This is a genomic window from Gemmobacter aquarius, assembly GCF_003060865.1.
Taxonomy (GTDB): Bacteria; Pseudomonadota; Alphaproteobacteria; order Rhodobacterales; family Rhodobacteraceae; genus Paragemmobacter; species Paragemmobacter aquarius.
This window is the reverse complement of sequence record NZ_CP028920.1, coordinates 135464-158031: the sequence shown is the minus strand read 5'-3', so window position 1 is coordinate 158031 and position 22568 is coordinate 135464. Positions and strand designations below refer to the sequence as shown.

The window sequence follows — 22568 nt, the reverse complement described above, 5'->3', positions numbered from 1 at the left end:
GCCCGGTGGTTGCTGACTTCGATGGCAGGTCTCCTGACTCGCGGGTCTGGGCTTTCCCCGCCTTCCCAGCCTGTAAAAGGCCAGTGGCATCGGGGGTCGCTCGCCGCTTACAGTTGCGGGGGCAGTCACGGAATTGGCGGCTAATGCCTACACCACACCGTATTCCCTTTTCACCCGGCCGCGCGTGGTTTGGCCGGGAACCATCGTGCCCGAAGATGCCGCCTCCTGTGGGCGTGGTCAATCCGCATTCCGACCGGGCACACCCGCCAAACGACATTGCAGTTCCTTCTGATTCGCTCTAAGTAGATTTGTTATAGTATAACATAACAGAGTGAGCCATGCACCTTAGCCAAACCGACCCCCGACTTCCCGTCACCGTCCTGTCCGGCTTTCTGGGGGCCGGGAAGACCACGCTTCTGAACCACGTCCTGAACAACCGCGACGGCCGCCGCGTGGCGGTGATCGTCAACGACATGTCCGAGGTGAACATCGACGCCGACCTCATCCGCGAAGGGGCAGAATTGAGCCGGTCAGAGGAAAAATTGGTCGAGATGACCAATGGTTGCATTTGCTGCACTCTGCGCGACGACCTGTTGACTGAGGTGCGGCGGCTGGCGTCCGAGGGGCGGTTCGACTATCTGCTGATCGAAAGCACAGGCATTGCCGAGCCGCTTCCCGTCGCCGCGACCTTTGATTTTCGCGATAAGAATGACATTAGCCTGTCAGATGTGGCGCGGCTGGATACCATGGTCACGGTCGTAGATGCCGTGAACCTGCTCCGCGATTTCTCCAGCCATGACTTTCTGGCCGACCGGGGCGAGAGCCTTGGTGATCAGGATACGCGCAGCCTGGTGAACCTGCTGACCGAGCAAATGGAATTCGCCGACGTCGTCGTGCTGAACAAAGTGGGCGACGCCACGCCCGCCCAGGTCGATGCCGCCCGCAAGATCATCCGGGCGCTGAACCCTGATGCAAAGGTGATCGAAACCAGCCATTCGCGCGTGGACCCGAATCAGATCTTCGACACAGGGCTCTTTGATTTCGACACCGCGCACGAACATCCGATGTGGGCCAAGGAGCTTTATGGCTTCGCCAACCACACGCCGGAAACCGAGGAATACGGGATCTCCTCTTTCGTCTACCACGCTCGCGAACCCTTTGATCCGGCCAAAATCCATGCCGTGCTGAACGGTCCCCTGCCGGGCGTGATCCGCGCCAAAGGGCATTTCTGGATCGCCACGCGGCCCGATTGGGTGGCCGAGTTCAGCCTGGCCGGGGCCATGTCATCAGTCACGCCCTTGGGGCGCTGGTGGGCAAGCGTCCCCGCGGAACGGCTGCCCAAGCACCCCGAGGCGCAGGCCGAAATTGCTTCGAAATGGGCCGAACCCTGGGGCGACCGGCGGCAAGAGATCGTCTTTATCGGCGCGGACCTTGACCGAGAGGCGATTTGTGCCGCGCTGAACGCAGCCCTTGTCACCACCTGTGATTTTACCCCGCAAGCGTGGAGCAAGCTTACCGATCCTTTCCCGCAGTGGAATGCGAAGGCGGCATGACGGGCGCGCTTCGCAAACCCCGCCCGCGCGCTGTCTGGGTGGCCGCCTCTGACCACTCGGAGGGCCTTGGGCGCATCCACGAACCGGGTGTCGCCGCAGCGCTATGGCGCAGGCAGCGCGATCCGGGCTTTGCCGCCTGGATCGAGGGGGTGTCCCCCGACAAGCTGCCGCGTCTTCGAGCGCAAATGGCTGTGACCGAGGTTGAGGCGGCAGTCCATGCCGCCTGCGACGTCACCGGTCTGGTTCTGTCGCAAGAGCGGCAGACGCTCGCGTCAGATGCTGCCGCGCTGGCCAGGGTTTTCGGCGCGGTCATGGCGACGACGCGGGTGCAGGTTCGTCTTGATGTCATCCAGACCAACGCCTGCCACAAGTTCCACTGTGACCGGATCACGGCGCGCCTCTTGTGCGCCTATCGCGGACACGGCACCGAATACGGGCCCGCCGCAGCTGACGGAATTGTCCCAAGACACAACGCCCTTGCCCCCTTTGACGCAGCCATCTTTCGCGGCACCCTTTGGCCGGGCGAGGATTGCGGGCTCCTCCACCGCTCACCCCCCATCGCAGGCACGGGCGAGACGCGGCTGTTGCTGGTGGTTGATCTGCCCGAAGACGAAGAAGATTGCGACTGTGGTTTGCCGCATCTGCTTTCCTGACTACGTACCCAGAATGCTGATGTGCAACCGCACCGGCATCGCCCGCAGGATGGCGATGATCCGGTCGGCCACGGCGGGCGGGCCTGCGTCTATGAGGATGCGCATTGCCAGCGGTTGCGAGGCCGCACGCAACAGGCGCTGGCGCGGATGGCTATCAGGCAAGCAGCAGGTGCAGCCGGGGCCCATCAGCCAGTCAAGCGGGGTGCAGGGGACATCGCCCGTTTCAGTCAGGATGAGGGGAGGATTGCGCGAAGAGCGGGCAAGGTCCGCAATGCGCGCTCGACGGGCCTCGGCGCTGTCGCCCTCGATCAGGTGGACAAAGCTGGTCAAGGGGCCGGGACACTCGATTTCAGCGATTGCACTTGCGCTTCAGTGACTTCGGCGACCGAAGACGGAAAGCGCAGCACAAACCGGCGGCGGTCGGCAAGGGTGACGGTCACCACAGTTTCCAGATCAGGACAGCCGGGTTCATGGCAGGCAAGCTCGGCAATGGCAATGTGATCCTTGTCGCCCAGAGACATGAGGCTTGCGATCCACTCCTTCAGTCGGGCAACGGCTTCGGCGTTCGGGCGGGGGCGACGGTTGAAGAGACCCAGCATCAGCCCGCCCCCAAAGGTGCCCAGAGGACGCCGCCCTGTTCATCTGCCGCCAGCAGCCAGCCCGTCAGCGGCGTAACGGCCAGCAGGGTTACCGGCGCGCCGGTCGGGCGTTTGACCGCGCGAGGCTCGGCGATCTGGTCGATTTCGGAAAAGATCACCGCGCCCGAGGAATAGCCCGCCAGCACCGCCTCATGCCCCGGCAAGGCACAGATCGCGGTCACATAGCCGCGCCCGCCCCAGGCCAGTTGCATCGGGCCGCGACCCATCGGGCCTTGCGCCCCGTCAAAGGGCCACAGGATCGCCTCATCCGCGCCGGTGGTCGCAAGCCAGGGTAGTTTACCAGCCCAGGCCCAGCCCTTCACCTTCTGCGGATAGCCCGACATCCGCAGGTCGGACTTGTCGCGCAAGCGCCAGCCGTGCAGGGCGTTTTCCTGCATTCGGGTCATGACGAAGCGGTCATCGGGGCTGAAGCTGACAGCGGTGTGGCTGCCCGCCCATTTCAGGGCGGTGGGCTTCCAGCCACGTTTGTCGCGCGCCCAGATTGTGACCCCACCATAATGCGCGACCGCCAACCGCCCGCTTTTGCGGTCAAACGCGAGGCCGCCGACGGTTGAGGGAGCTGCAAGCCGTTCCTGCCGGGAACCGTCCCAGAGAAACACCTCGCGCCCGACCGAGCAGGCAAAGACCCCGCCCGCGCCCGCCGCGACATGGTCCACCCATTTGCGGGGGTGGCTGGCAATCTCGGTCACGCCCTCAGGACCGACGCGGCAGAAGCGGCCATCGTCGCCGCCGGTCAGGAACGTCCCCGACGATTCCGCCACCATCGACAGGATCGCGCCCTTGTGGACCGGCAAGGCCTCGTGCTCCGCGCCGGGGCGGAAGACGCGCACATGCCCGTCGCCCCAAGCGGTGAAGGCGGTATCACCTACCGTCGCCACGGCCACGGGCACCGCGTCGAAATCATACTTGCGCCCCCCCATTTCGATGCGGGTGGGCGCCAGGGGATCGTGCCGCTCCAAGACCGGCATCAGGCGGCCTTGCAGGCGGCAAAGCCCTCGGCCAGCCCCATCTTGTCCAGATCGCGGCCGATGAAGACCAGTTTCGAGGATCGGGCCTTGCCCGCGGGCCAGGGCCCGAGCGGTGAGCCATCGGTCAGCATATGGACGGCGTGGACGACGAACCGCTCCTCCTGCCCTGCAAAGTCGAGAATGCCCTTCGACCGCAGGATATCCTGCCCGCGTTCGCGCAGAAGCTTGCCGAACCAAGACTGAAACTTCTTCTCGTCCAGCGGCGTGTCGGAGGAGAGGGAGACCGAGGTGATATCCTCCTCATGCTCATGCGTGTGGTCTTCGTCGAGGAAATCCGGCTCAATCTCCAGCACGCGTTCCAGGCTGAAGGCATCAAGCCCCAGCACCTGATCCAGCGCGACGCCACATTTCTCGGTCTTCACGATCTTGGCGTAGGGATTGATCGCCTTGATCCGCGCCTCGGCGGTGGCCAGCGCTGCAGCGTCCACCAAATCGACCTTGTTCAGGAGGATGATATCGGCAAAGGCGATCTGCTCAGCGGCTTCATGTGCCTCGTCCAGATGGGTGGACAGGTTCACCGCATCGACCACCGTGACGATGGCATCCAGCCGCGTCTTCTCAGCCACGTCCTGATCGACATAGAAGGTCTGCGCCACCGGGGCGGGGTCGGCCATGCCGGTCGTCTCGATCAGGATGCCATCGAAATCCTTGCGCTTCATCAGCCCGGCCAGAATGCGGATCAGATCGCCCCTGACGGTGCAGCAGATGCAGCCGTTGTTCATCTCGAAGATCTCTTCGTCGGCGTCGATCACCAGTTCGTTGTCGATCCCGGTTTCGCCGAATTCGTTGATGATGACGGCGTATTTCTTGCCATGCGGCTCGGTCAGGATGCGGTTCAGAAGCGTGGTCTTCCCGGCGCCAAGAAAGCCGGTCAGCACGGTCACGGGGGTTTGGGCGTTCATGGGGTTACCTCAGTTGGTCAGCGCAGCGGTCAGCTGCGACAGGTTGTGGCGCATCATGGCAAGGTAGGTGGCGGCGGGGCCTTCAGGACCGGACAGCGCGTCGGAATAGAGCGTGCCGCCGATGGCCGCGCCGGTCTCGGTGGCGATCTGCTCGAGCAGGCGGCGGTCGGCGATGTTCTCGACAAAGACGGCAGCGATGCTCTGCTCACGGATTTGGGTAATCAGGGCCGCCACATCTTGCGCGGATGCTTCCGCTTCTGTGGAAACCCCCTGTGGCGCGACGAAGGTCAGGCCGTAGCCGGCGGCAAGATAGCCGAACGCGTCGTGTGACGTGACCACCGTGCGGCGATCCTCGGGCAGGGCCGCAACGGCCGTGCGGATTTCGGCATCAAGCGCATCAAGCTCCGCGATGTAGGAGGCGGCGTTGGCCTGATAGACGGCTGCACCCTCCGGGTCGACCGATGTAAGGCCTTGGGCAATGTTGCCGACATACAGCGCCACATTGACCGGGCTTTGCCAGGCGTGGGGGTCAAAGGCACCATGGTCATGCCCCTCATGACCGGCCTCATCGCCATGGTCAGCGTGATCGTGCCCATCGTGGCCAGCCCCTTCCGCGTGGTCACCGTGATCATGGCCTTCATGCCCACCTTCTTCCGCGTGCTCTTCTTCGCCAAAGGCGATCGGGCTTACCCCTTCGGACACATTGATCAGGACGGCCGTTGTGCCCGAGGCTTCGATCAGCCGGTCCATCCAACCTTCAAACCCAAGCCCGTTGGCGACGATCACCTGCGCGCCTGCCACCGCCTGCGCATCGGCGGGCGCAGGTTGGAACACATGCGCGTCCCCGTCCGGGCCGACCAGCGTGGTCACCTCGACCCGGTCACCGCCGACATTCGCAACGATGTCGCCGAGGATCGAAAAGGTAGCGATGACGCGCAGCTTGTCTTCGGCCCATGCCGGTGCGGCAAAGGCCAATGCGGCGGCGGAGGCGAGCAGGAGACGGCGAGTAATCATGGGAGTATCCTTTCAGGCTTCAAGATGGGCGCGTGGCCAATAGCGGGCGGCAAGGCTGCCCGAGGGACCGAACGCGAGCGACAGGAGGTAAAGGGTTCCGGCGGCGAGGATGATCGCAGGGCCGGACGGGAGCCCTGCGTGGTAAGAGGCCAACAGTCCGGCGACGGAGGAGACGGCCGCGACCGTGGCGGCGACCGCCAGCATCCCGCCGATGGAACTGGCCCAGAACCGGGCGGCAGCGGCGGGCAGGATCATGATCCCCACGGCCATCAGCGTGCCAAGCGCCTGAAACCCGGCAACAAGGTTCAGGACGACAAGGCCAAGGAACAGGAAATGCACCGGCCCGCTCCACCGGCTGACCGAGGCGAGGAACCGCGGATCGGCGCATTCCAGCACCAGAGGGCGAAAGACCAGCGCCAGCGCGACCAGTGTGAAGGTGGTGATCGCACACAGCAGCATCAGCGCCGCGTCGTCCAGCGCCAGGACCGTACCGAACAGCACATGCATCAGGTCGACGTTCGACCCCTTCAGCGAGACGAGAAGCACGCCCAAGGCCAGCGAGATCAAGTAAAAGGCGGCAAGCGAGGCATCCTCGCGCAGGGCGGTAAAGCGGGCGACGGCCCCGGTCAGGACGGCCACAATCAGCCCCGCCGCCACCCCGCCGATGGTCATCGCGCCCAGGTTCAGCCCGGCCACCAGATAGCCCACCGCCGCCCCGGGCAGGATCGCATGGGCCATGGCATCGCCCGTCAGGCTCATCCGGCGCAAAAGCAGGAACACGCCGACCGGCGTAGCCCCCAGCGAGATCGCAAGGCAGCCCAAGAGCGCCCTCTGCATGAAAGCGAAGTCGGCGAAGGGATCGACCAGCCAGCTCATGCGGCACCCCGTGTGGCAGGGCGGACGCAGACATTGGCACTGTCGTCGAAAGCCTCAGACATCTGGCGAGCGCGGAACAGGTTCTCGGCAGTCAGGACCTTATCCGTCGCCCCATGCGCGACCTTTTCGCGCGCCAGCAGCAGGGTTTCGGGGAAATGCCTGCGCACCGCTTCGATGTCATGCAGAACGGCAAGCACGGTGCGCCCTTCGCCATGCCAGCGCTGCACGACTGCCAGAAGGTCAGCGGCGGTCTTGGTGTCGAGCGCGGTGAAGGGTTCGTCGAGAAGGATCAGGTCGGCATCCTGTAACAGCAGCCGCGCGAACATCACCCGCTGCACCTGACCGCCCGACAAGGCCGAGATCGGGCGTTGGTCAAAGCCAGTCAGGCCCACGGCCGCCAGCGCCTCGGCCACCCGCGCGGCGTCCTTGGCCCCGACCCGACCAAAGGCCCCGACCCGATGCCACAGCCCCATGGCAACAAAGGCCCCGACCGCGATGGGAAAGCTGCGGTCCACCTCGGAGAGTTGCGGCAGGGTAGGCCAGCCGCGCCACCCCCCGGTCGATCCGGCCTTCCAGGGGAACAAGCTCGCCGGTTAGGCCCTTCAGCAGCGTGGATTTCCCCGCGCCATTCGGTCCAACCACGGCAGTCAGGCTGCCCGGGGCCAGGTCAAGGTCAAGGTGATGCACCGCAGGATGCCGGTCATAGCCCAGTGTCAGATCACGGATGCGCAATGCCATGTCAGCCCACCACCAGCCAGAGCCCGACCCACAGGGTGGCGGATAGACCAAGGGCCAGCGTCAGCCGCAGGACCACGCCGGAGAGGAGGAGGTCCTTCATGCCTGGCCCCCGGTGCAATCGCCGCAACGGCCATGCACCTCGATGGTCTGGCGCGCCTCGGCAAAACCCTCAGCGGCGAGGCGCTGATGGAGGCTTTCAAACAGGCTTGGCGCCTCGACGCTGCGCACGGACCCGCAATCGTCGCAGATCGCCACCACCCCCGGCACGGGCGAGGTGACCACGGCCCAAGCGCGCAGCGTTTCGATCCGTTGCACGACACCGGCCTCTTCCAGCCCTTTCAGGGCGCGATAGACTGTGGGAGGGGCCACTGCACCACCTTTGCGCTGCATCCGGCCAAGAAGTTGATAGGCCGTCATCGGGCCATTCGCCCCGCGCAAGAGGGCCAGCACTTCGATCTCATTCGGGGTTAAAGCCGCGCCCATGCCGGCCTCACAGGATCGTCGGGTTCGGCGCATCGCCATAGACCGCGACGGGGTCAAACCGGCGCTCGGTCTCGGTGAACCGCAGCGGACCACCGGCAGCGGGGCCGATAGGCACCTCACGGTAGAAGCAGGACCGATAGCCGACATGGCACGACGCGCCAGAGCCTGCGACGGTAACCTCCAGCCACATTGCATCCTGATCGTCGTCGATCCGCATCCTGACCACAGTCTGAGTCAGGCCCGAGGTCGCGCCCTTGTGCCAGACCGCTTGCCTTGTGCGGCTGAAGTAATGCGCCTCGCACGTCTCGATGGTCAGCCGCAACGCCTGTTCGTTCATCCAGCCCAGCATCAGCACGGTGCCGTCCGCGGCATCGGTCGTCACGCAGGGCATGAGGCCATCCGCCGGAAAGCGCGGGGCGAGGGCCAGGCCTTCTTCGACATCGAGGACAGACGGGCGGGGGGCGAAAGTAACGGTCATTCTGGCTTGCTTTCAGGGGATCGATGGCAGATATACGTTATAGTATAACATAGCACAAGTCGAAGATGTCCCGAATTCCCCTGACCCTGATCACCGGCTATCTTGGCGCCGGAAAGACCACGCTTCTCAATGCGCTCCTGCGCGATGCCTCGGCAGGCCGCATCGCCGTTGTCGTCAACGAGTTCGGCGATGTGGGTCTTGACCATGACCTGATCGTCGAGACGACCGAAGAAACGGTGCTTCTCTCCTCCGGCTGTATGTGCTGCACGGTGCGCGGCGATCTGGTGCAGGCGCTGGAAAGCCTGTTCGAAAAGCGCAGCGCCGGGAAACTGGCGTTCGACCGGATCGTGATCGAGACCACTGGCCTCGCCGATCCCGCGCCGATCCTGCACACGCTGATCGTGACGCCCGGTCTGGGGGCGACGCTGCGGATGGATGGGGTGGTCACAGTCTGCGATGCCGCGCATGGCCCTGCCACGCTGGATGCCGGGTTCGAAAGTGTTCAGCAGGTCGCCATGGCCGATGTGCTGGTTCTGTCCAAGACCGACCTCGTGACACCATCGCAGGCCGAGCGGTTCCGCGCCCGGCTTGCGGCCCTTGCCCCCGGGGCGCGCATCGTGACCGCTACGCGCGGCGCGGTTCCTTTGACCGAGCTTTTCGGCCATGGGGCCCCCGACATGAACGGTGCGTTGCCGGAAGCCGAAGCCTGGGTGAACGCCCCGGCCTATGCGCTTTCATCCTTGCCGCTTCCGCCATTGGCAAAATCGCTGGCCCCCTTTGCAACCGGCCCAACCCATGGCCTATTCGGGTTGGCCCCGGCCCCGGGGTCAAGCCTGTTGGCCGCCATTGCCCCGGCGGCCCGCCATGACGACCGCATCTCTTCGGTGTCGATGGTCTTTGATGACCCGATCCATCCGATCATGCTGGACATCTGGATGGAAACCTTGATCGCCGCCCGCGGCCCCGACATCTTGCGCCTGAAGGCGGTGATCTGGGCCGACGGCTTCGACACGCCGTTTGTCATCCACGGCGTCCAGCACATCATCGACCCACCCATCCGCCTTGCCCGCTGGTCGGGCGAGGATCGTAAGAGCCGCGTCGTCATCATCGGCCGCGATCTGCCGCGCGAGGCTTTGCTGGACAGCCTGGAAGTGCTGAAGACACGGCCGATGGTGAATGCCCGTTAGAAGGCTGACTGCACCTTCTCGTTAGCGCCAATTTTTTGCGGGCCTACCAGAAGAAGGCTTGTGTCCGGTCTGCGGCACGTCCTTCCGGGCTCAAACCCAGTTTGTGTCTGTCTATGCTGATGGCCTCACCCTTGTCGCAAGTGAGTCAAGCACTGTCGGCACGCGGCGGCCTGTGATCCACTTGAACGATATGTAGTGGGAAACACATGGTCTTGAAAATCTGCGACCGGTCCGGAACAGGAAAACAAATGAGCACAAGCCTTCTGGCCTCGGCCGTCGTTCTTGTAACGGGCGTCATCTGGGGCGTTTATTGGGTGCCCGTCCGGGCCGTGGCCGAACGGGGGCTGGACGGGGCATGGGGAACGGGAGCGATCACGCTGGTCGCATCCATGTTCCTGCTGCCCTTCGTCCTTGCCGACAAACGAGCGCTTTGGGGTAGAAACCGCATTGGCATCGTTTCGGTCATGTTGGGCGGGGCGGCCTTTGCACTGTATTCGATCGGCTTTCTGTACGGCAAGGTGGCACTTGTTGTGCTGCTGTGGTTCTTCAGCCCGGTCTGGAGCGTGCTGATCGCGAAGTACCTACTGCGCCAGCAGGTGCCGCGCCTCCGGCTGGTTGCCATTGCCACCGGTCTTGTAGGCCTGTTCATCATGCTGGGAGGCGATGGTGATATCCCGCTGCCCGGCGATCTGGGCGAATGGATGGCCTTTGTCGGGGGCCTTGTCTGGGCCTTTGCCACGGCGGGGATGCGGAACAAATCCGACGTCAGGCCGCTGCCGTCGGCGTTCCTGTTCGCCATAGGCGCCGCCCTGACCTCGCTTGTTGCCGCGCCCGTGCTGGAGCCGTTTCCTGCGATTGCCGCGCCGGATCTGGCGGTCGTTGCTGGGGCGGTTCTGGTGACGGCGGCGCTGTGGTGGGTAATCTCGATTGCAGGGCTGATGTGGGCGGCGGTGAGACTTGACCCCGCACGCGTCGGCATCCTTTTAATGACCGAAGTGGTTTTCGGTGCAGTAACCGCTGCAGTTTTTGCAGGCGAGATTCTGTCGCCCACCGAGATAGCCGGCGGTGCATTGGTCATCATGTGTGGCATCCTTGAGGTCTGGCCGACGAAATCAGACACAGGGCATGCTCTGCCAGACAGGCCACAGACTTGACTTTGTCTGCAAATATTTGTGTCTAAGCAGCGCGACAGGGGCGTCCGGGCAACCGGGCTGAGAAGCACCCTTTGAACCTGAACCAGATAATGCTGGCGTAGGGAGTCTGCGGTGGGTGTCCCCTTTGGCCGTATTTTGGCCATCCCCGACGCCACCTCTGGCCCCGTTGCGCGCGGCCGGAGAATAGAATGGACAACCTCGGCACCACCCTTGCCACCCTGCGCAGCACCGCGCCGCTGGTGCAGTGCATCACCAATTTCGTCGCAATGAACGTGTCAGCCAATGTGCTGCTGGCCGTGGGGGCGTCGCCCGCGATGGTCCATGCGCGCGAGGAGGTGGCAGAGTTTGCAGGCCTTGCGCAGGCGCTGTGCGTCAACATCGGCACGCTGGACCCGGCATGGGCCGAGGCGATGGAGATGGCCGTACAGGTGATGATCGCTTCGGGCCGTCCTTGGGTGCTGGACCCGGTGGGCGTGGGCGCGACGCAGTTTCGCCGGGATGTTTGCGCTCGGCTGATGGCGCTGCGGCCAACGGTCATTCGCGGCAATGCCTCCGAGATTCTGGCGCTGGCCGGGATGGGTGGCGCGGGGCGCGGGGCCGACAGCGCCGATCCGGTGACAGCGGCCGAGGCCAGCGCGCAAGACCTAGCCTTGCGCACGGGGGCTGTGGTCGCTGTATCGGGGCCGGTCGATTACGTCACCGACGGCGTGCAGGCGTTCCGCGTGGCCAATGGTGACGCGCTGATGCCGCGCGTGACTGCTTTGGGATGTTCGCTGAACGGGGCGATCGCGGCTTTTGCTGTGGGCCAGCCCGCCCTGCCTGCCACCGTGGCGGCGCTGGCCTATTACGGGCTGGCCGGGGAACGGGCGGCAGGTGCCGCTGGCCCCGGCAGTTTTCAGGTGGCGTTTCTGGACGCGCTTTACAGCCTGACGCCGCAGGAGGTGACCGCAGGCGCCAAGGTCAGCCGCGCATGATGGGCCCGATTTATGTGATCACCGATCCGGGTGCCGCCCTGGCCGTGGCCGAACAGGCGCGCGCGGCAGCACGCGGCGGGGCGGCATGGGTGCAATTGCGCGACAAGACGGCGCTGGACGATGATCTGGCGGCGCTGGTGCGGCTGCTGATGCCGGAACTGACGGCGCTTGGGGCGAGGCTGATCGTCAATGACCGGGTCGAGGTGGCACTGGCCACCGGCGCGCACGGCTTGCACATCGGGCAAGGCGACGGCGATGTAGCCCTTATCCGCCAGCGGATGCCTGCGGGGATGATGCTTGGCCTGTCCATCGAGACGGTGGCGCAGGCGCGCGTGATCCCGCCCGGCGTGGATTACATCGGGGCCGGGCCGGTGCGCGCCACGCAAACCAAGCACGACCACGCCACGCCCATCGGCTTTGACGGCTTGGCGCAGATCGTGGCAGAGGCGGGATTGCCGACCTATGCCATCGGCGGGTTGAAGCCGGGCGATGCGGCGGCGGTGCGCGCCGCCGGTGCCTGCGGCATGGCCGTGGTCACGGCTGTGACCCGCGCGCCGGATGCGCAGGCCACCACGCGTGCCTTGTTGTCAGAATGGAGCGTGGCATGATCCCCAACATCCTGTCGATTGCAGGCTCTGACCCGTCGGGCGGGGCCGGGATTCAGGCCGATATCAAGGCGATCTCGGCCAATGGCGGCTATGCCATGGCCGCCCTCACCGCGCTGACCGCGCAGAACACCCAAGGCGTGACTGCCGTGCAGATGATCGCGCCGGATTTCGTGACGGCTCAGGTCGCGGCGATCCGCGCCGATATCCGGGTGGACGCGGTCAAGATCGGGATGCTGGGCACCGCCCCCATCATCGGCGCGGTTGCCGATGCGCTGGCGGGCCTAGAGGCGCCAATCGTGCTGGATCCGGTGATGGTGGCCAAAAGCGGCGACCGGCTGTTGCAGGCCGATGCGGTTGCCGCCCTGCGCGCGATGCTGCCGCTGGCATCGGTCATCACACCCAACCTGCCCGAAGCGGCCGATCTGCTGGGCGTGCCCGAGGCCGCAACCCGCAACCAGATGCAGGAACAGGCGCAGGCGCTGCTGGCGCTTGGGGCGCGGGCGGTGCTGCTGAAAGGTGGGCATCTGCCGGGCGGTGATTGCCCCGATCTCCTGGTAAGTACCGATGTCCTCACCTGGCTTACAGGTTCCCGCCACGCCACGCGCAAGACCCATGGCACAGGCTGCACGCTGTCGTCTGCGCTGGCTACGTTTCTGGGGCTTGGCCTGCCCCTGCCCGACGCCGCCGTACGCACAAAGGCCTACGTCGCCGCCGCCATCGCCAACGCCAATGCGCTGACGGTGGGCAGTGGCCACGGCCCGACCCATCACTTCTTCGCCCAATTCAAAGGAACCAACGCATGACCCGTCCCCTGTCTGACCTGACCGTCCTTGTCACCGGCGGTGGCCGTGGCCTTGGTGCCGCCATCGCCCGCGCCTTTCACCGCGAAGGCGCAAGGGTGGCCATCAACTATCGCAACAGCCAGACCGCAGCCGAGACCTTGGCCGCCGAGCTTGGCCCGCGCGCCGCCGCGTTTCGCGCCGATGTGACAGACCCCGCGCAGGTTGCGGCGATGGTGGATCAGATCACTGAGCGTCTGGGGGCCCCGGATGTGCTGGTCCACAATGCGCTGGCTGATTTCGCCTTCAACGGCGATGCGCGGGCGCATCTTGACAGGCTGCAATGGGCCGATATCGCGCGGCAGGCCGAAACGGCGGTGGGTGGCGCGCTGAACTGTCTGGCCGCGATGCGGGCGCATTGTGCAGCGCAAGGCTTTGGCCGGATCATCACCATCGGCACCAACCTGATGCAGAACCCGGTCGTGCCCTATCACGACTACACCGCCGCCAAGGGTGCGCTTCTGGCGCTGACCCGCACGGCGGCCAAGGAACTGGGGCCGCTGGGCATCACGGTGAACATGGTGTCGGGAGGCCTGTTGCGCACCACCGACGCCAGCGCCGCCACGCCCGAAGCGGTGTTCGACATCATCGCCGCCCAGACCCCTCTGGGCCGGGTGACGACGCCCGAGGATCTGGCCGACGCCGTGCTGTTCTTCGCCTCGCCCTGGGCGCGCGCAGTCACGGGGCAGAACCTGATCGTCGATGGCGGGTTAGTGTTCGGATGATGCATACTTCCGTCGCCGGGCAGCCTTGGATGTGTCGGCCGGGTCAATTCCAAATGCAAAGTGGCGAAAATCGTGATCCAAAGCTTTCAGATCGCCGCGCGCCACATCCGATAACGCCCCTGCCCGGTCATTTCGCAGATTAGCCCACGCGCCTCCATCCAAGCCAGGTTTCGCTGGACAGCCGCGCGGCTGGCGCCGATCACAGTCTCGACCATCGGTGCAGAGACCAAGGGCCATTCGGTCAATACAGCGCGCAAAGCCGGAGGAGTACGGCCAGACAACACTGACATGACAGTTTCCGCTTGGGTGGACCATAATTCGAGTTCGTCGAGGTGCCGCATCGCTGCGAGGCATGCGTTGTTCATCCCGTCCAGCCATCGGGTCAACCGCTCTGCCGGAGGTCCGCCGGCACGAAGCCCCCCTGCCCCACCCAGTGCCAGCGGTGCGAAAATTGCACCCTTCCCTTCGGCTGCAGCAACACGTCCTGCCGTGACCGCAGCTTCCATCCGGTCGCCATTCTGACCGAGACCTGCCAGGCTCCAAAGGTTGAAGCCCAGACAAGCCCGAGTGATAGGGTGAAAATGTCGGCTGGCTTCCATCAAGGCGAGCCAGCCATCAGCACGTTCAGCGAAACGATCGGCGTCATCAGCTATATTCTCAGGGTCCCGGCGGTCGAGAAAATCGGCAAGCCCAGCTTCGGGGCCAGGCCCTCCAGTCAGACGCCGAACGGCCCATCCAACACGAGACAGCGCCCCTGAGTCTTCCTGCGCGCCAGACAGCCGAAGCGCGATCCAGAGTGCAAGGCGTTCAGGGCTGACTCGATCGCCAACGAACCAGCTCAGCTCTGCAGCCTCGATCAGAGCCAATCTGTGCCGCCAACCCAATGGGCCGCGTCGCAGACGGTCGTCAAGCGCGCCCAGTCTTCCGGCCACCTGTGCGAGGCGGGCCGCACAACCCGCTTCGGCCCGAGCCCAAGCCGCAAGTACTGAGGTTTCACTAGGCTCAGTCATTGGGCCTGGAGGCAGATAATCCGGTTCCTCTTCCATCGGACCTGGCAGGAACCACAGGTCGTCTTCGGACGCCTGTCCAACCCTCTCGGAATCGACGATGGTTTCTTCAGGATTATCAGTATTAACAGGGTTATATAACTTCATATGTGCAAAATAGTCGTATTTTGCAGATTACCAAAGAGTTTTTAGTAAGGCTACAGATACGCTTCACGGAGCACGCGCGCGAGGTGTCCGTGGAGAGATATCTGGTCGTGGTCAGTCTATGGAAACCAAGGGCTTTCTGGCGATCAACACCACAGAACGCACCCTTGCATTCGTTTTCAAACGGTCGTTTACTCATGACATCCGCAATTGCAAAAGAGGCCCCCTGCCCCGTGCCACTCATCGGATACGCGCGTATTTCCACCGAAGATCAAACCGCCCTGCCCCAAGTTCTGGAGTTGCGCTCCGCAGGCTGCGTGGAAATTGCCGAAGAGCAAGCCTCGGGCGGCAGTCGCACCCGGCCTGTTCTGGCGCGTGTGCTGGATCAACTGCGCGTTGGCGATACACTTGTCGTGGTTCGGATCGACCGCCTGGCCCGTTCACTCTCTCACCTCTTGGAGATCATTGAGCGGTTGGAGGCGAAAGGCGCACATTTCCGGTCCTTGCAGGATCCAATCGACACGGCGTCGCCTCAGGGCAAGTTCACCTTGCAGGTTCTGGGTGCGGCCGCCGAGTTTGAACGGACCTTGATACGCGAGCGCACCAAGGCCGGGTTGCGATCTGCGAAGGCAGAAGGGCGGGTTGGCGGCAACCCAGGCCTAAAGGCGGGCGACCCCGTGGCAATCCGCAAGGCAAGAGCCGCGCGAGTGGAAAGCCATTTCCAGAAACTGAATGCCAGTGCTGAACAGTGGGTGCCGGAAGTGCGCCGTCTGAGACCGGGCCTGCCTTGGGAAGACGTGCTGCGCATCGTCAATTCAGGTCTGCCGAGCGAGGCGCAGCCTTGGTCCCTGCCCCGCCTGATCCGTGCTGCCAAAACCTTCGTCCGCGAAGGCCTGCTGCCAGACACTGTCCTTTCCCGTGCGACCGCATCCGACAAGGATGATCGCCTGCCCGCCATCGTCGCGGGCATCAAAGGCGCAGATCCCAAGATGACTCTTCAAGCCATCTGCGACCGGCTAGAGACCATGCGCGAACGGACACCTAGGGGCCGCAGCAAGTGGGAGCCGTCATCGGTCAAGATGATCTTGGAGCGGGCGAAGAAGTTGAGACTGTTGTATTAGGTAACGCTTTTCGGTGCCCAATAGGCCAAAAGGCATTCTACCGACGGGCTCAGACGAAGAATCGCTTGCGATGCTCACGCGAACACGATTGCCGTGGTCAGGTCTGCTACAGCGTTACTGAGCCTGGTCAGAGATTTTCCAAGCATCACGCGTAGGTTCAAGGGCGTCGGGTCCTGTGGATAAGTCTCGCGACATTTTCTGTAATCTTTACAATGTCCTACACCCAATCTTTAACAGGTCACGTTAGCCTTTTCGCATCATATGGTGCCATGGTCCGCAGAAAGCACAAGATAGCTGCACAAGATTTGCCTTGAGTTTCTTCCCGACGGGCGTCATATCTGTAACGCGAAAACTAAGAAAACGACGTCCACTGCGTTCCTGCTGGCACCGATCGACTGCAGATCACGGGTAACGCTTAAGAGATGTCTCGAGACAGGCGAATGATGATGCACCAAGTGTTGCATGACAAGCTCAAGGCAGACGCAGAGCGGCTTTCTGAAGCCCTTGAACATATGTCGAAGCTTTTTCTGGCACCAAAGGAAGAAAAGACACTCCGCGCCTTCACAAGCGCAGAGGTCGGAGAGTTGTTGCGGGTGAGCGACGGCTATCTGCGCAAGGCGCATTTCGACGGCAGAATTCCAGAAGTCGAACAGGGACCGGGTAACAAGCGCCTTTATTCCGCCGAGAACATTCTCCAGATCCGCAACATTCTGGCTCAGAATGCAAAGGATCCGTTTCAGTTCCTTCCCGGTCGGCGACAAGGTGACAAGCTTCAGATCTGGTCAACCGTCAACTTCAAGGGCGGATCCAGCAAAACTACGACCACCGTGACTCTCGGGATGAGGCTCGCCCTGCGTGGATACCGTGTGTGTTTGGTCGATGCAGATCCTCAGGCCTCACTGACGACCTTCTTTGGATACCAGCCAGAGATCGACTTCCGTCACGGCGGCACGCTGTATGATGCAATTCGCTACAACGATGGCGAAACGTCCCGGGTGCCTATCGTGGACGTTTTGCGCAAGACCTACTTCCCGAACCTCGATCTAGTGCCCGGCGGGATCATGCTCTCGGAATTCGAAACCGAAACTCCAACCGCGCTGAGCCGTGGCGAACAACCCGTCTTCTTCAATCGGATCCGCGACTCGCTACGACAGGTTGAAGACGATTATGACATCGTTTTAATCGACTGCCCGCCTCAGCTTGGCTATCTGACGATGGCGGCGGTCTGTGCATCGACGTCGCTTCTCATGACCATCATCCCTGAGCGTGTCGACCTGGCCTCGGCCAGCCAGTTCCTGACGATGGCGTCGGGCGTGTTGGAAGTCCTGTACTCGAACGGTGGCATCGGCGCGTATGACAATTTCGCCTACCTCCTGACGCGCTTCGACACCGCTATCAGCACGCAGCAGGACTTGTCTGAATGGCTCAGGCAATTGCTAGGCGACAGTGTGATCAAGACGCCCTTCGTGAAGTCTTCGGCGGTTAGCGAGGCCGGCCTTTCGCAGAAGACAATCTTCGAAGTGGACCTCGCTACGACCAAGAACCGAAAGACTTATGAGCGAGCCCTAGAGTCGGTGATGAGCTTTTCAAATGACATTGAAAAGATGATCCAGTCAGCATGGGGTCGAGGGGGCACAAATGAAGCGTGATCTTCTTGCCAAGAGCCTAGCACAAATGGGCTCAAAGCCTTTGGTTGCTGCCGAGGCCGGGTCGAAGGTGGACGAAAGCTCGCCTCGTTCCCTGAGGAGCATGTCAGACGTCCTTTCTCAGGTCTCGGCACAAGCCGCCCAGGACGTAGATGTCAATGAGATCGGCGATTCTGAAATCGCGGATCGTTTTGACGTATCCGAAGGGCTTGATGATCTGATCGAGTCTATCAGGACATCAGGACAACAGCTCCCTGCACTGCTCCGCTATCGCCGTGGCCCTGGCCCTCGCTATGAGGTGGTTTACGGACGCCGCAGAATTGCCGCGTGCCGCGTGCTTGGGATCAAGGTCAAGGCTTATGTCAAGGAAATGGACCACCGTGAGGCGCTTGTCTCACAGGCCCTGGAAAACTCTGCGCGCCTAGAACGCAGCTTCATCGAACAAGCCATTTTCGCCACCAAGCTAGAGGACCAGGGCTTCACCCGGGCCGAGATCGGCGATGTGCTAGCTGTCGACAAGGGAACGCTAAGCAAACTGATTGGCGTTGCCCGAGACGTGCCCGACGCAGTGATCTACAAAATTGGCGCCGCGCATGAAGCAGGCCGTCGCCCATGGCTGGAACTGCGTCGTCTGGTCAAAACCGAAAACGCCCCTTCAGACAGTTCTGTCCTCTTGCTTGTTCCTGAAGAAGGCACTGCGGCAGAGAAGCTCAGCGCTGTCATCGATGCGCTGCAGAAGGTTGCGGATGCACAGCAGAACGCAGCGGAGTCTGCCGCCAAGGGCCCCTCCCCTGCCCCGCTCAACAAGATGCACGCAACTTCGGTGGCTTTCAGGTCCAAAGGCCAACGTCTTTTGATCGAGGTTTCCGACAAAAAGGAGCGCGGGTTCATCAACTTCGTGGAGACGCAGCTTGAGCGCCTCTACAAGGAGTGGAAAGAAAAATCATGACGCCGAAACGGTTAAGTGATTGATCTTTATAGGGTTGGCCATGGTCAACCCTAGTCAAACAGGCAAGAAACAATCAAAAAGGAGGCAGACGTAGCGCAAAAAGAAACCCCCCGAAGGCGGTGAAGCACTCCAGAGGGTCCCGATTTACTCGCAATCTATTGGTACCCAAAAAATCGAATCACTGCAACACCGATTTCGGTGACCGGTATCCTTTTGCTGTCTGAAAACAGATGGAACAAGAAGCAGTCACGACCATCGAGGTCGAGGCACACCTGAGTTGTGCGCCTTCAATCTTCGATTCTTTCGCCGGTATTGGCACGATCGAACACCAGCCACACTTCGTACCTGTAACGCGGCGCGCGCTTATGGCGGCGGTCAACACCACAGGTCGCGCACTGGGCCTGCGGCCGCCTTCAGTCGTTGTGCTTGACGCACTCTTGAGCTGCCTTCCCTGCAACGATCCGAAAACAGGGAATGACAGCCCAATCACGCCACTCACCCTGCTGACCGTGTTCGCTTGCAACGACACTTTATGTTTCCGCGCGAAAGGCATAACGGACAGGCAACTTCGGCGACACCTTGAGAAACTTGAAGCTGCGAACCTAATCCAACGGCGAGACAGCGCCAACGGCAAACGATTCCCAATTATGCGCAACGGTAAAGTCATCGGCGCGTTCGGCATCGACCTGTCGCCCCTGCTCGCACGGTCTGGCGAAATCCTTGCACTGTCTCAGAAACATCGTCAGGAAGCCGACGAACTTCGAGGCATGAAAGCCTACATCCAAAAACTGCGCGGTGAATGCCTCTCCCTATGCCTGCACGGCGAGACCCTAGAGTTCGTCGAAGCCGCCCGCAACTTTATGCGTCGAACCGGAGTCACTGTACTTCAGGCAAGCAGCGTCATCAGCAGACTCAAATGCATCCTGCAAAGTAAGGTAGTCACTCCAAGCGTACCGCATTTGGAAGAGTTGGCCACGGCCAACGATCTGCAACACGAACAACGCCAAGAACAAGCCCCGCCTTCTAACTCGAACAAACCGACCGCCTCAGACGGGCAAAATGTCCGGCACAAAGAGACTCAAAAATCATATACAAAAAAAACCTTCCCGCGCACGATGACAGAGCTATGGGCTTGCTTGACCGAAATCCCGGCCTTTTATCCAGACTACCCCACCACAGAACACGGCCTCCTACAGCTGCTATTTGAGTTTGGTAAGATGCTGAGAATAGACAGCGCTCTGTTGGGTAGGGCGGTGTCTGTGCTTGGCATAGAAAAAGCGATTCAGGTGGCAGATCAAATGGCCTGCAAGATCGACCAGGTCAAAAGCCCAGACAACTACCTATCGAGAATCCTAGCCGGTTGCGCCAAGACAAGAGTTGGCCATGGCCAACTTTGCGTTGGTACATAAATCATCCAACTGAAACGCGCCGCCCTGCCGGTCTGTCGTTAGCACCTATATCCAGTACGAAAGTGTGAGAATGGTTGGTTTGAGGGTGGCGGGAAGTGAGATCGGGAGAGTGGCTCCCGGCGCCCGTCGTGGAGAAAACCTGATGGCCCAAGCTGCCCAGAAGATCACCCTGTCGTCCTCACGGGACATCCCCTTTGATAAGCTGGTGCTGAGCCAGTCCAACGTCCGGCGCATCAAGGCCGGTGTGTCGGTAGAAGAGTTGGCCGAGGACATCGCTCGCCGTGGGTTGTTGCAAGGCCTCAGCGTGCGGCCTGTATTAGATGCCGATGGCGTCGAGACCGGCAAGTTCGAGATCCCGGCTGGCGGTCGACGCTTTCAGGCGCTGTCGCTGCTGGTAAAGCAGAAGCGTTTGGCAAAGACGGCGCCTGTGCCTTGTGTGTTGCGTGATGTGACATCAGATATTCTGGCCGAGGACGATTCCCTGGCTGAAAACATGCAGCGCGTTGCGTTGCACCCGCTCGATCAGTTCCGCGCCTTTGTTGCTTTGCGCGATAAGGGTCAGGGTGAGGAGGCGATCGCGGCGGCCTTCTTTGTGACGCCGCAGATCGTGAAACAGCGGTTGAAACTCGCGTCCGTGGCCCCTGCCCTGCTCGAGGTCTACGCCGAGGATGGCATGACGCTGGAACAGCTGATTGCCTTCACGGTGAACCCCGATCACGCGCGTCAGGTGCAGGTCTGGGATGCGGTGAAGAACTCCTGGAACAAGGAGCCCTATTCCATCCGGCGCATGTTGACTGAGACCTCTGTGCGGGCCTCCGATCGGCGCGCAGTGTTTGTCGGTGTTGATGTCTATGATGCTGCGGGTGGCGTTGTCTTGCGTGATCTCTTCCAAGGCGATGATGGCGGCTGGTTGGAGGACCCTGCCCTGCTCGACCGTTTGGTCGCGGACAAGCTGCAAGCCGAGGCCCAGGCAATCGCCGCTGAGGGTTGGAAGTGGATCGAGGTGTCAACCGATCTGCCTTACGGCTACAGTCACGGTCTGCGGCGTCTTGTTGGCGATCCTTCACCGCTGAGCGCTGATGAAGCTGCAGAGCACGCCAAGCTGCTCGCCGAGTATCGCGCACTGGAAGAGGAATACTCTGGTCAGGACGAATACCCCGAAGAGATCGACGCCCGGCTCGGCGAGCTGGAAGCTGCCATGGAAGCCTTCGAGCGGCGCCCGCTGAATTTTGATGCGGCCGAGGTTGGTCGTGCCGGCGTATTCGTAACGCTGGATCGGGATGGCAACCTGGCTGCCCATCGCGGCTATGTCCGGCCGGAGGATGAGCCTCGCGAAGAGACCGTGGCCAACTTTGGCGATGAACTGGGTGCGGAAGGGCAGGGGGCCGATGATGGTGTCTCGGCTTATCAGCTTCCCTCTGGTTCGTCTGCGACCACCATCATCACTTCCGGGGGCCAGCCGATCAGTGCCGGTCTGCCAGACGATGAGGACGATGGCGCGTTGAAGCCTTTGCCGGAGCGCCTGGTGATGGAGCTGACCGCACATCGCACCCTCGCCTTGCGGGAGGCGATTGGGCGTTCGCCTGACGTTGCCCTGACCCTTCTGCTGATGAAGCTGGTCAATGACACCTTCCGCAGTTCCGGGGCTTCGGGCAGTTGCTTGGAGGCATCTGTGCGCCCCGTCTACATGTCAGCACAGGCCCCCGATCTGAAGGATAGTCCGGTGGCCAAGGCGGTGGACGATCGTCATGCTGCCTGGGAGGCCGATCTGCCGCTTGGCGACGATGCCGTGCTTTGGGACTATCTCTCGGCCCTCGATCAGGCCAGCCGTCTGTCTCTGCTGGCGCATTGCCTGAGCTTCGGGATTAATGCTCTGCATGAGAAGGTGAACCCCTATGGGGCGGGCATCTCGGCCAGTGGGTTGGTCCGCCGCATGGCGCAGTCTGAGATCGTGGCTGAAGCTGTCGATCTTGATATGGTAGCGGCAGGCTGGGAGCCGACACCGGACAATTACCTGAACCGTGTTCCCAAGGCGCGTATCCTTGAAGCTGTGCGTGAGGCGAAGGGGGAGGGCACCGCACAGCTGCTCGACCATCTGAAGAAGGGCGAGATGGCGACGGAAGCCGAGCGCTTGCTCAAGGGCAGCGGCTGGTTGCCGGAGGTTCTGCGGCGTAGTGATCTTGCCGCTCTGGACGGGGATGACGCAGCAGAAGGGCAGGGGGCTTTGAACGAAGAACCCTTGGGCGCTGCTGAAATTGACGCTGAGATCGACTTGCCCGCCTTCCTGATGGCCGATCTGCCTGTGGAAAGCACCGCGATGATGGCTGCGGAGTGATCTGAGCCCCCGAGGGCGGGGAAACTCGCCCTCAATAACTACGAAATACAACAATATCAATATGATGAGTGCGAAAGCTCGCATTC

Annotated in this window: 22 protein-coding genes, 1 pseudogene and 2 riboswitches; of the genes and pseudogenes, 13 read left to right on the top strand and 10 right to left on the bottom strand. The window is 62.3% G+C overall.

Annotated features, from left to right (window positions below):
* Positions 1-6 precede the first annotated feature (6 nt).
* Positions 7-220: riboswitch (cobalamin riboswitch) on the bottom strand.
* A 118-nt stretch (positions 221-338) separates the two neighbouring features.
* On the top strand, positions 339-1553 hold the full coding sequence (locus tag HYN69_RS20005) for a GTP-binding protein (protein ID WP_108437649.1): 1215 nt from the start codon (positions 339-341) through the stop codon (positions 1551-1553).
* On the top strand, positions 1550-2206 hold the full coding sequence (locus tag HYN69_RS20000) for a DUF1826 domain-containing protein (RefSeq protein ID WP_159082593.1): 657 nt from the start codon (positions 1550-1552) through the stop codon (positions 2204-2206). Before HYN69_RS20005 ends, HYN69_RS20000 begins: the two co-directional genes overlap by 4 nt.
* Here HYN69_RS20000 and HYN69_RS19995 read toward each other — a convergent pair whose 3' ends face one another.
* The 9 genes and pseudogenes from HYN69_RS19995 to hisI form a co-directional block, all read right to left on the bottom strand.
* The gene (locus HYN69_RS19995; RefSeq protein ID WP_108437647.1) at positions 2207-2536 is read right to left on the bottom strand and encodes a hypothetical protein; all 330 of its coding nucleotides are present in this window, start codon (positions 2534-2536) and stop codon (positions 2207-2209) included. It lies immediately after the preceding gene.
* Positions 2533-2805 carry a hypothetical protein gene (locus HYN69_RS19990; protein WP_108437646.1) on the bottom strand — a complete coding sequence of 91 codons (273 nt, stop codon included), beginning with the start codon at positions 2803-2805 and terminating at the stop codon, positions 2533-2535. Before HYN69_RS19990 ends, HYN69_RS19995 begins: the two co-directional genes overlap by 4 nt.
* Positions 2805-3833 carry a WD40 repeat domain-containing protein gene (locus HYN69_RS19985; protein WP_108437645.1) on the bottom strand — a complete coding sequence of 343 codons (1029 nt, stop codon included), beginning with the start codon at positions 3831-3833 and terminating at the stop codon, positions 2805-2807. The genes HYN69_RS19990 and HYN69_RS19985 overlap by 1 nt, the downstream gene beginning before the upstream one ends.
* Positions 3833-4795: a CobW family GTP-binding protein gene (locus HYN69_RS19980; protein ID WP_108437644.1), complete on the bottom strand. Its 963-nt coding sequence runs from the start codon at positions 4793-4795 to the stop codon at positions 3833-3835. The genes HYN69_RS19985 and HYN69_RS19980 overlap by 1 nt, the downstream gene beginning before the upstream one ends.
* A gap of 9 nt (positions 4796-4804) precedes the next feature.
* A complete protein-coding gene (locus HYN69_RS19975) occupies positions 4805-5809 on the bottom strand; it encodes a metal ABC transporter substrate-binding protein (protein ID WP_108437643.1) in 1005 nt (334 codons plus the stop codon).
* 12 nt (positions 5810-5821) lie between these two features.
* Entirely contained in the window at positions 5822-6685 is an 864-nt protein-coding gene (locus tag HYN69_RS19970) for a metal ABC transporter permease (protein ID WP_108437642.1), read from the bottom strand.
* A pseudogene (gene aztA, locus HYN69_RS19965) lies at positions 6682-7423 on the bottom strand (zinc ABC transporter ATP-binding protein AztA). The gene HYN69_RS19970 and the pseudogene aztA overlap by 4 nt, the downstream one beginning before the upstream one ends.
* Before the next feature lie 96 nt (positions 7424-7519).
* Complete coding sequence (locus HYN69_RS19960; RefSeq protein WP_159082592.1) at positions 7520-7906, bottom strand: Fur family transcriptional regulator; 387 nt, start codon at positions 7904-7906, stop codon at positions 7520-7522.
* A gap of 7 nt (positions 7907-7913) precedes the next feature.
* On the bottom strand, positions 7914-8384 hold the full coding sequence (gene hisI, locus HYN69_RS19955) for a phosphoribosyl-AMP cyclohydrolase (protein WP_108437640.1): 471 nt from the start codon (positions 8382-8384) through the stop codon (positions 7914-7916).
* 65 nt (positions 8385-8449) lie between these two features.
* Here hisI and HYN69_RS19950 point away from each other — a divergent pair, with 65 nt between their 5' ends.
* The 6 genes from HYN69_RS19950 to HYN69_RS19925 all read left to right on the top strand — a co-directional run bounded on the left by HYN69_RS19950 (position 8450) and on the right by HYN69_RS19925 (position 13871).
* Positions 8450-9571 carry a CobW family GTP-binding protein gene (locus tag HYN69_RS19950; RefSeq protein ID WP_108437639.1) on the top strand — a complete coding sequence of 374 codons (1122 nt, stop codon included), beginning with the start codon at positions 8450-8452 and terminating at the stop codon, positions 9569-9571.
* A 248-nt stretch (positions 9572-9819) separates the two neighbouring features.
* Positions 9820-10725: a DMT family transporter gene (locus tag HYN69_RS19945; protein ID WP_108437675.1), complete on the top strand. Its 906-nt coding sequence runs from the start codon at positions 9820-9822 to the stop codon at positions 10723-10725.
* A gap of 26 nt (positions 10726-10751) precedes the next feature.
* Positions 10752-10846: riboswitch (TPP riboswitch) on the top strand.
* A 67-nt stretch (positions 10847-10913) separates the two neighbouring features.
* Positions 10914-11699 (top strand): hydroxyethylthiazole kinase, encoded by a 786-nt coding sequence (gene thiM, locus HYN69_RS19940; protein WP_108437638.1) that lies wholly within the window; start codon positions 10914-10916, stop codon positions 11697-11699.
* Positions 11699-12307: a thiamine phosphate synthase gene (gene thiE, locus HYN69_RS19935; protein ID WP_108437674.1), complete on the top strand. Its 609-nt coding sequence runs from the start codon at positions 11699-11701 to the stop codon at positions 12305-12307. The genes thiM and thiE overlap by 1 nt, the downstream gene beginning before the upstream one ends.
* Entirely contained in the window at positions 12304-13110 is an 807-nt protein-coding gene (gene thiD, locus HYN69_RS19930; protein ID WP_108437637.1) for a bifunctional hydroxymethylpyrimidine kinase/phosphomethylpyrimidine kinase, read from the top strand. The genes thiE and thiD overlap by 4 nt, the downstream gene beginning before the upstream one ends.
* Positions 13107-13871, top strand: coding sequence for a 3-oxoacyl-ACP reductase (locus HYN69_RS19925; RefSeq protein ID WP_108437636.1), 765 nt, complete (start codon positions 13107-13109; stop codon positions 13869-13871). Before thiD ends, HYN69_RS19925 begins: the two co-directional genes overlap by 4 nt.
* Positions 13872-13957: 86 nt before the next feature.
* Here HYN69_RS19925 and HYN69_RS19920 read toward each other — a convergent pair whose 3' ends face one another.
* Entirely contained in the window at positions 13958-15025 is a 1068-nt protein-coding gene (locus HYN69_RS19920; protein WP_108437635.1) for a hypothetical protein, read from the bottom strand.
* 230 nt (positions 15026-15255) lie between these two features.
* Between HYN69_RS19920 and HYN69_RS19915 the strand changes: the two genes are divergently transcribed.
* The 5 genes from HYN69_RS19915 (at position 15256) to HYN69_RS19895 (ending at position 22482) form a co-directional block, all read left to right on the top strand.
* A complete protein-coding gene (locus tag HYN69_RS19915) occupies positions 15256-16143 on the top strand; it encodes a recombinase family protein (RefSeq protein WP_174213682.1) in 888 nt (295 codons plus the stop codon).
* A 440-nt stretch (positions 16144-16583) separates the two neighbouring features.
* Entirely contained in the window at positions 16584-17792 is a 1209-nt protein-coding gene (gene repA / locus HYN69_RS19910; protein WP_008030564.1) for a plasmid partitioning protein RepA, read from the top strand.
* Positions 17782-18738, top strand: coding sequence for a plasmid partitioning protein RepB (repB, locus tag HYN69_RS19905; protein WP_108437633.1), 957 nt, complete (start codon positions 17782-17784; stop codon positions 18736-18738). Before repA ends, repB begins: the two co-directional genes overlap by 11 nt.
* 230 nt (positions 18739-18968) lie before the next feature.
* Entirely contained in the window at positions 18969-20147 is a 1179-nt protein-coding gene (locus HYN69_RS19900; RefSeq protein WP_230426608.1) for a helix-turn-helix domain-containing protein, read from the top strand.
* Between the two features lie 142 nt (positions 20148-20289).
* Positions 20290-22482, top strand: coding sequence for a ParB/RepB/Spo0J family partition protein (locus tag HYN69_RS19895; RefSeq protein WP_108437632.1), 2193 nt, complete (start codon positions 20290-20292; stop codon positions 22480-22482).
* Positions 22483-22568 lie beyond the last annotated feature (86 nt).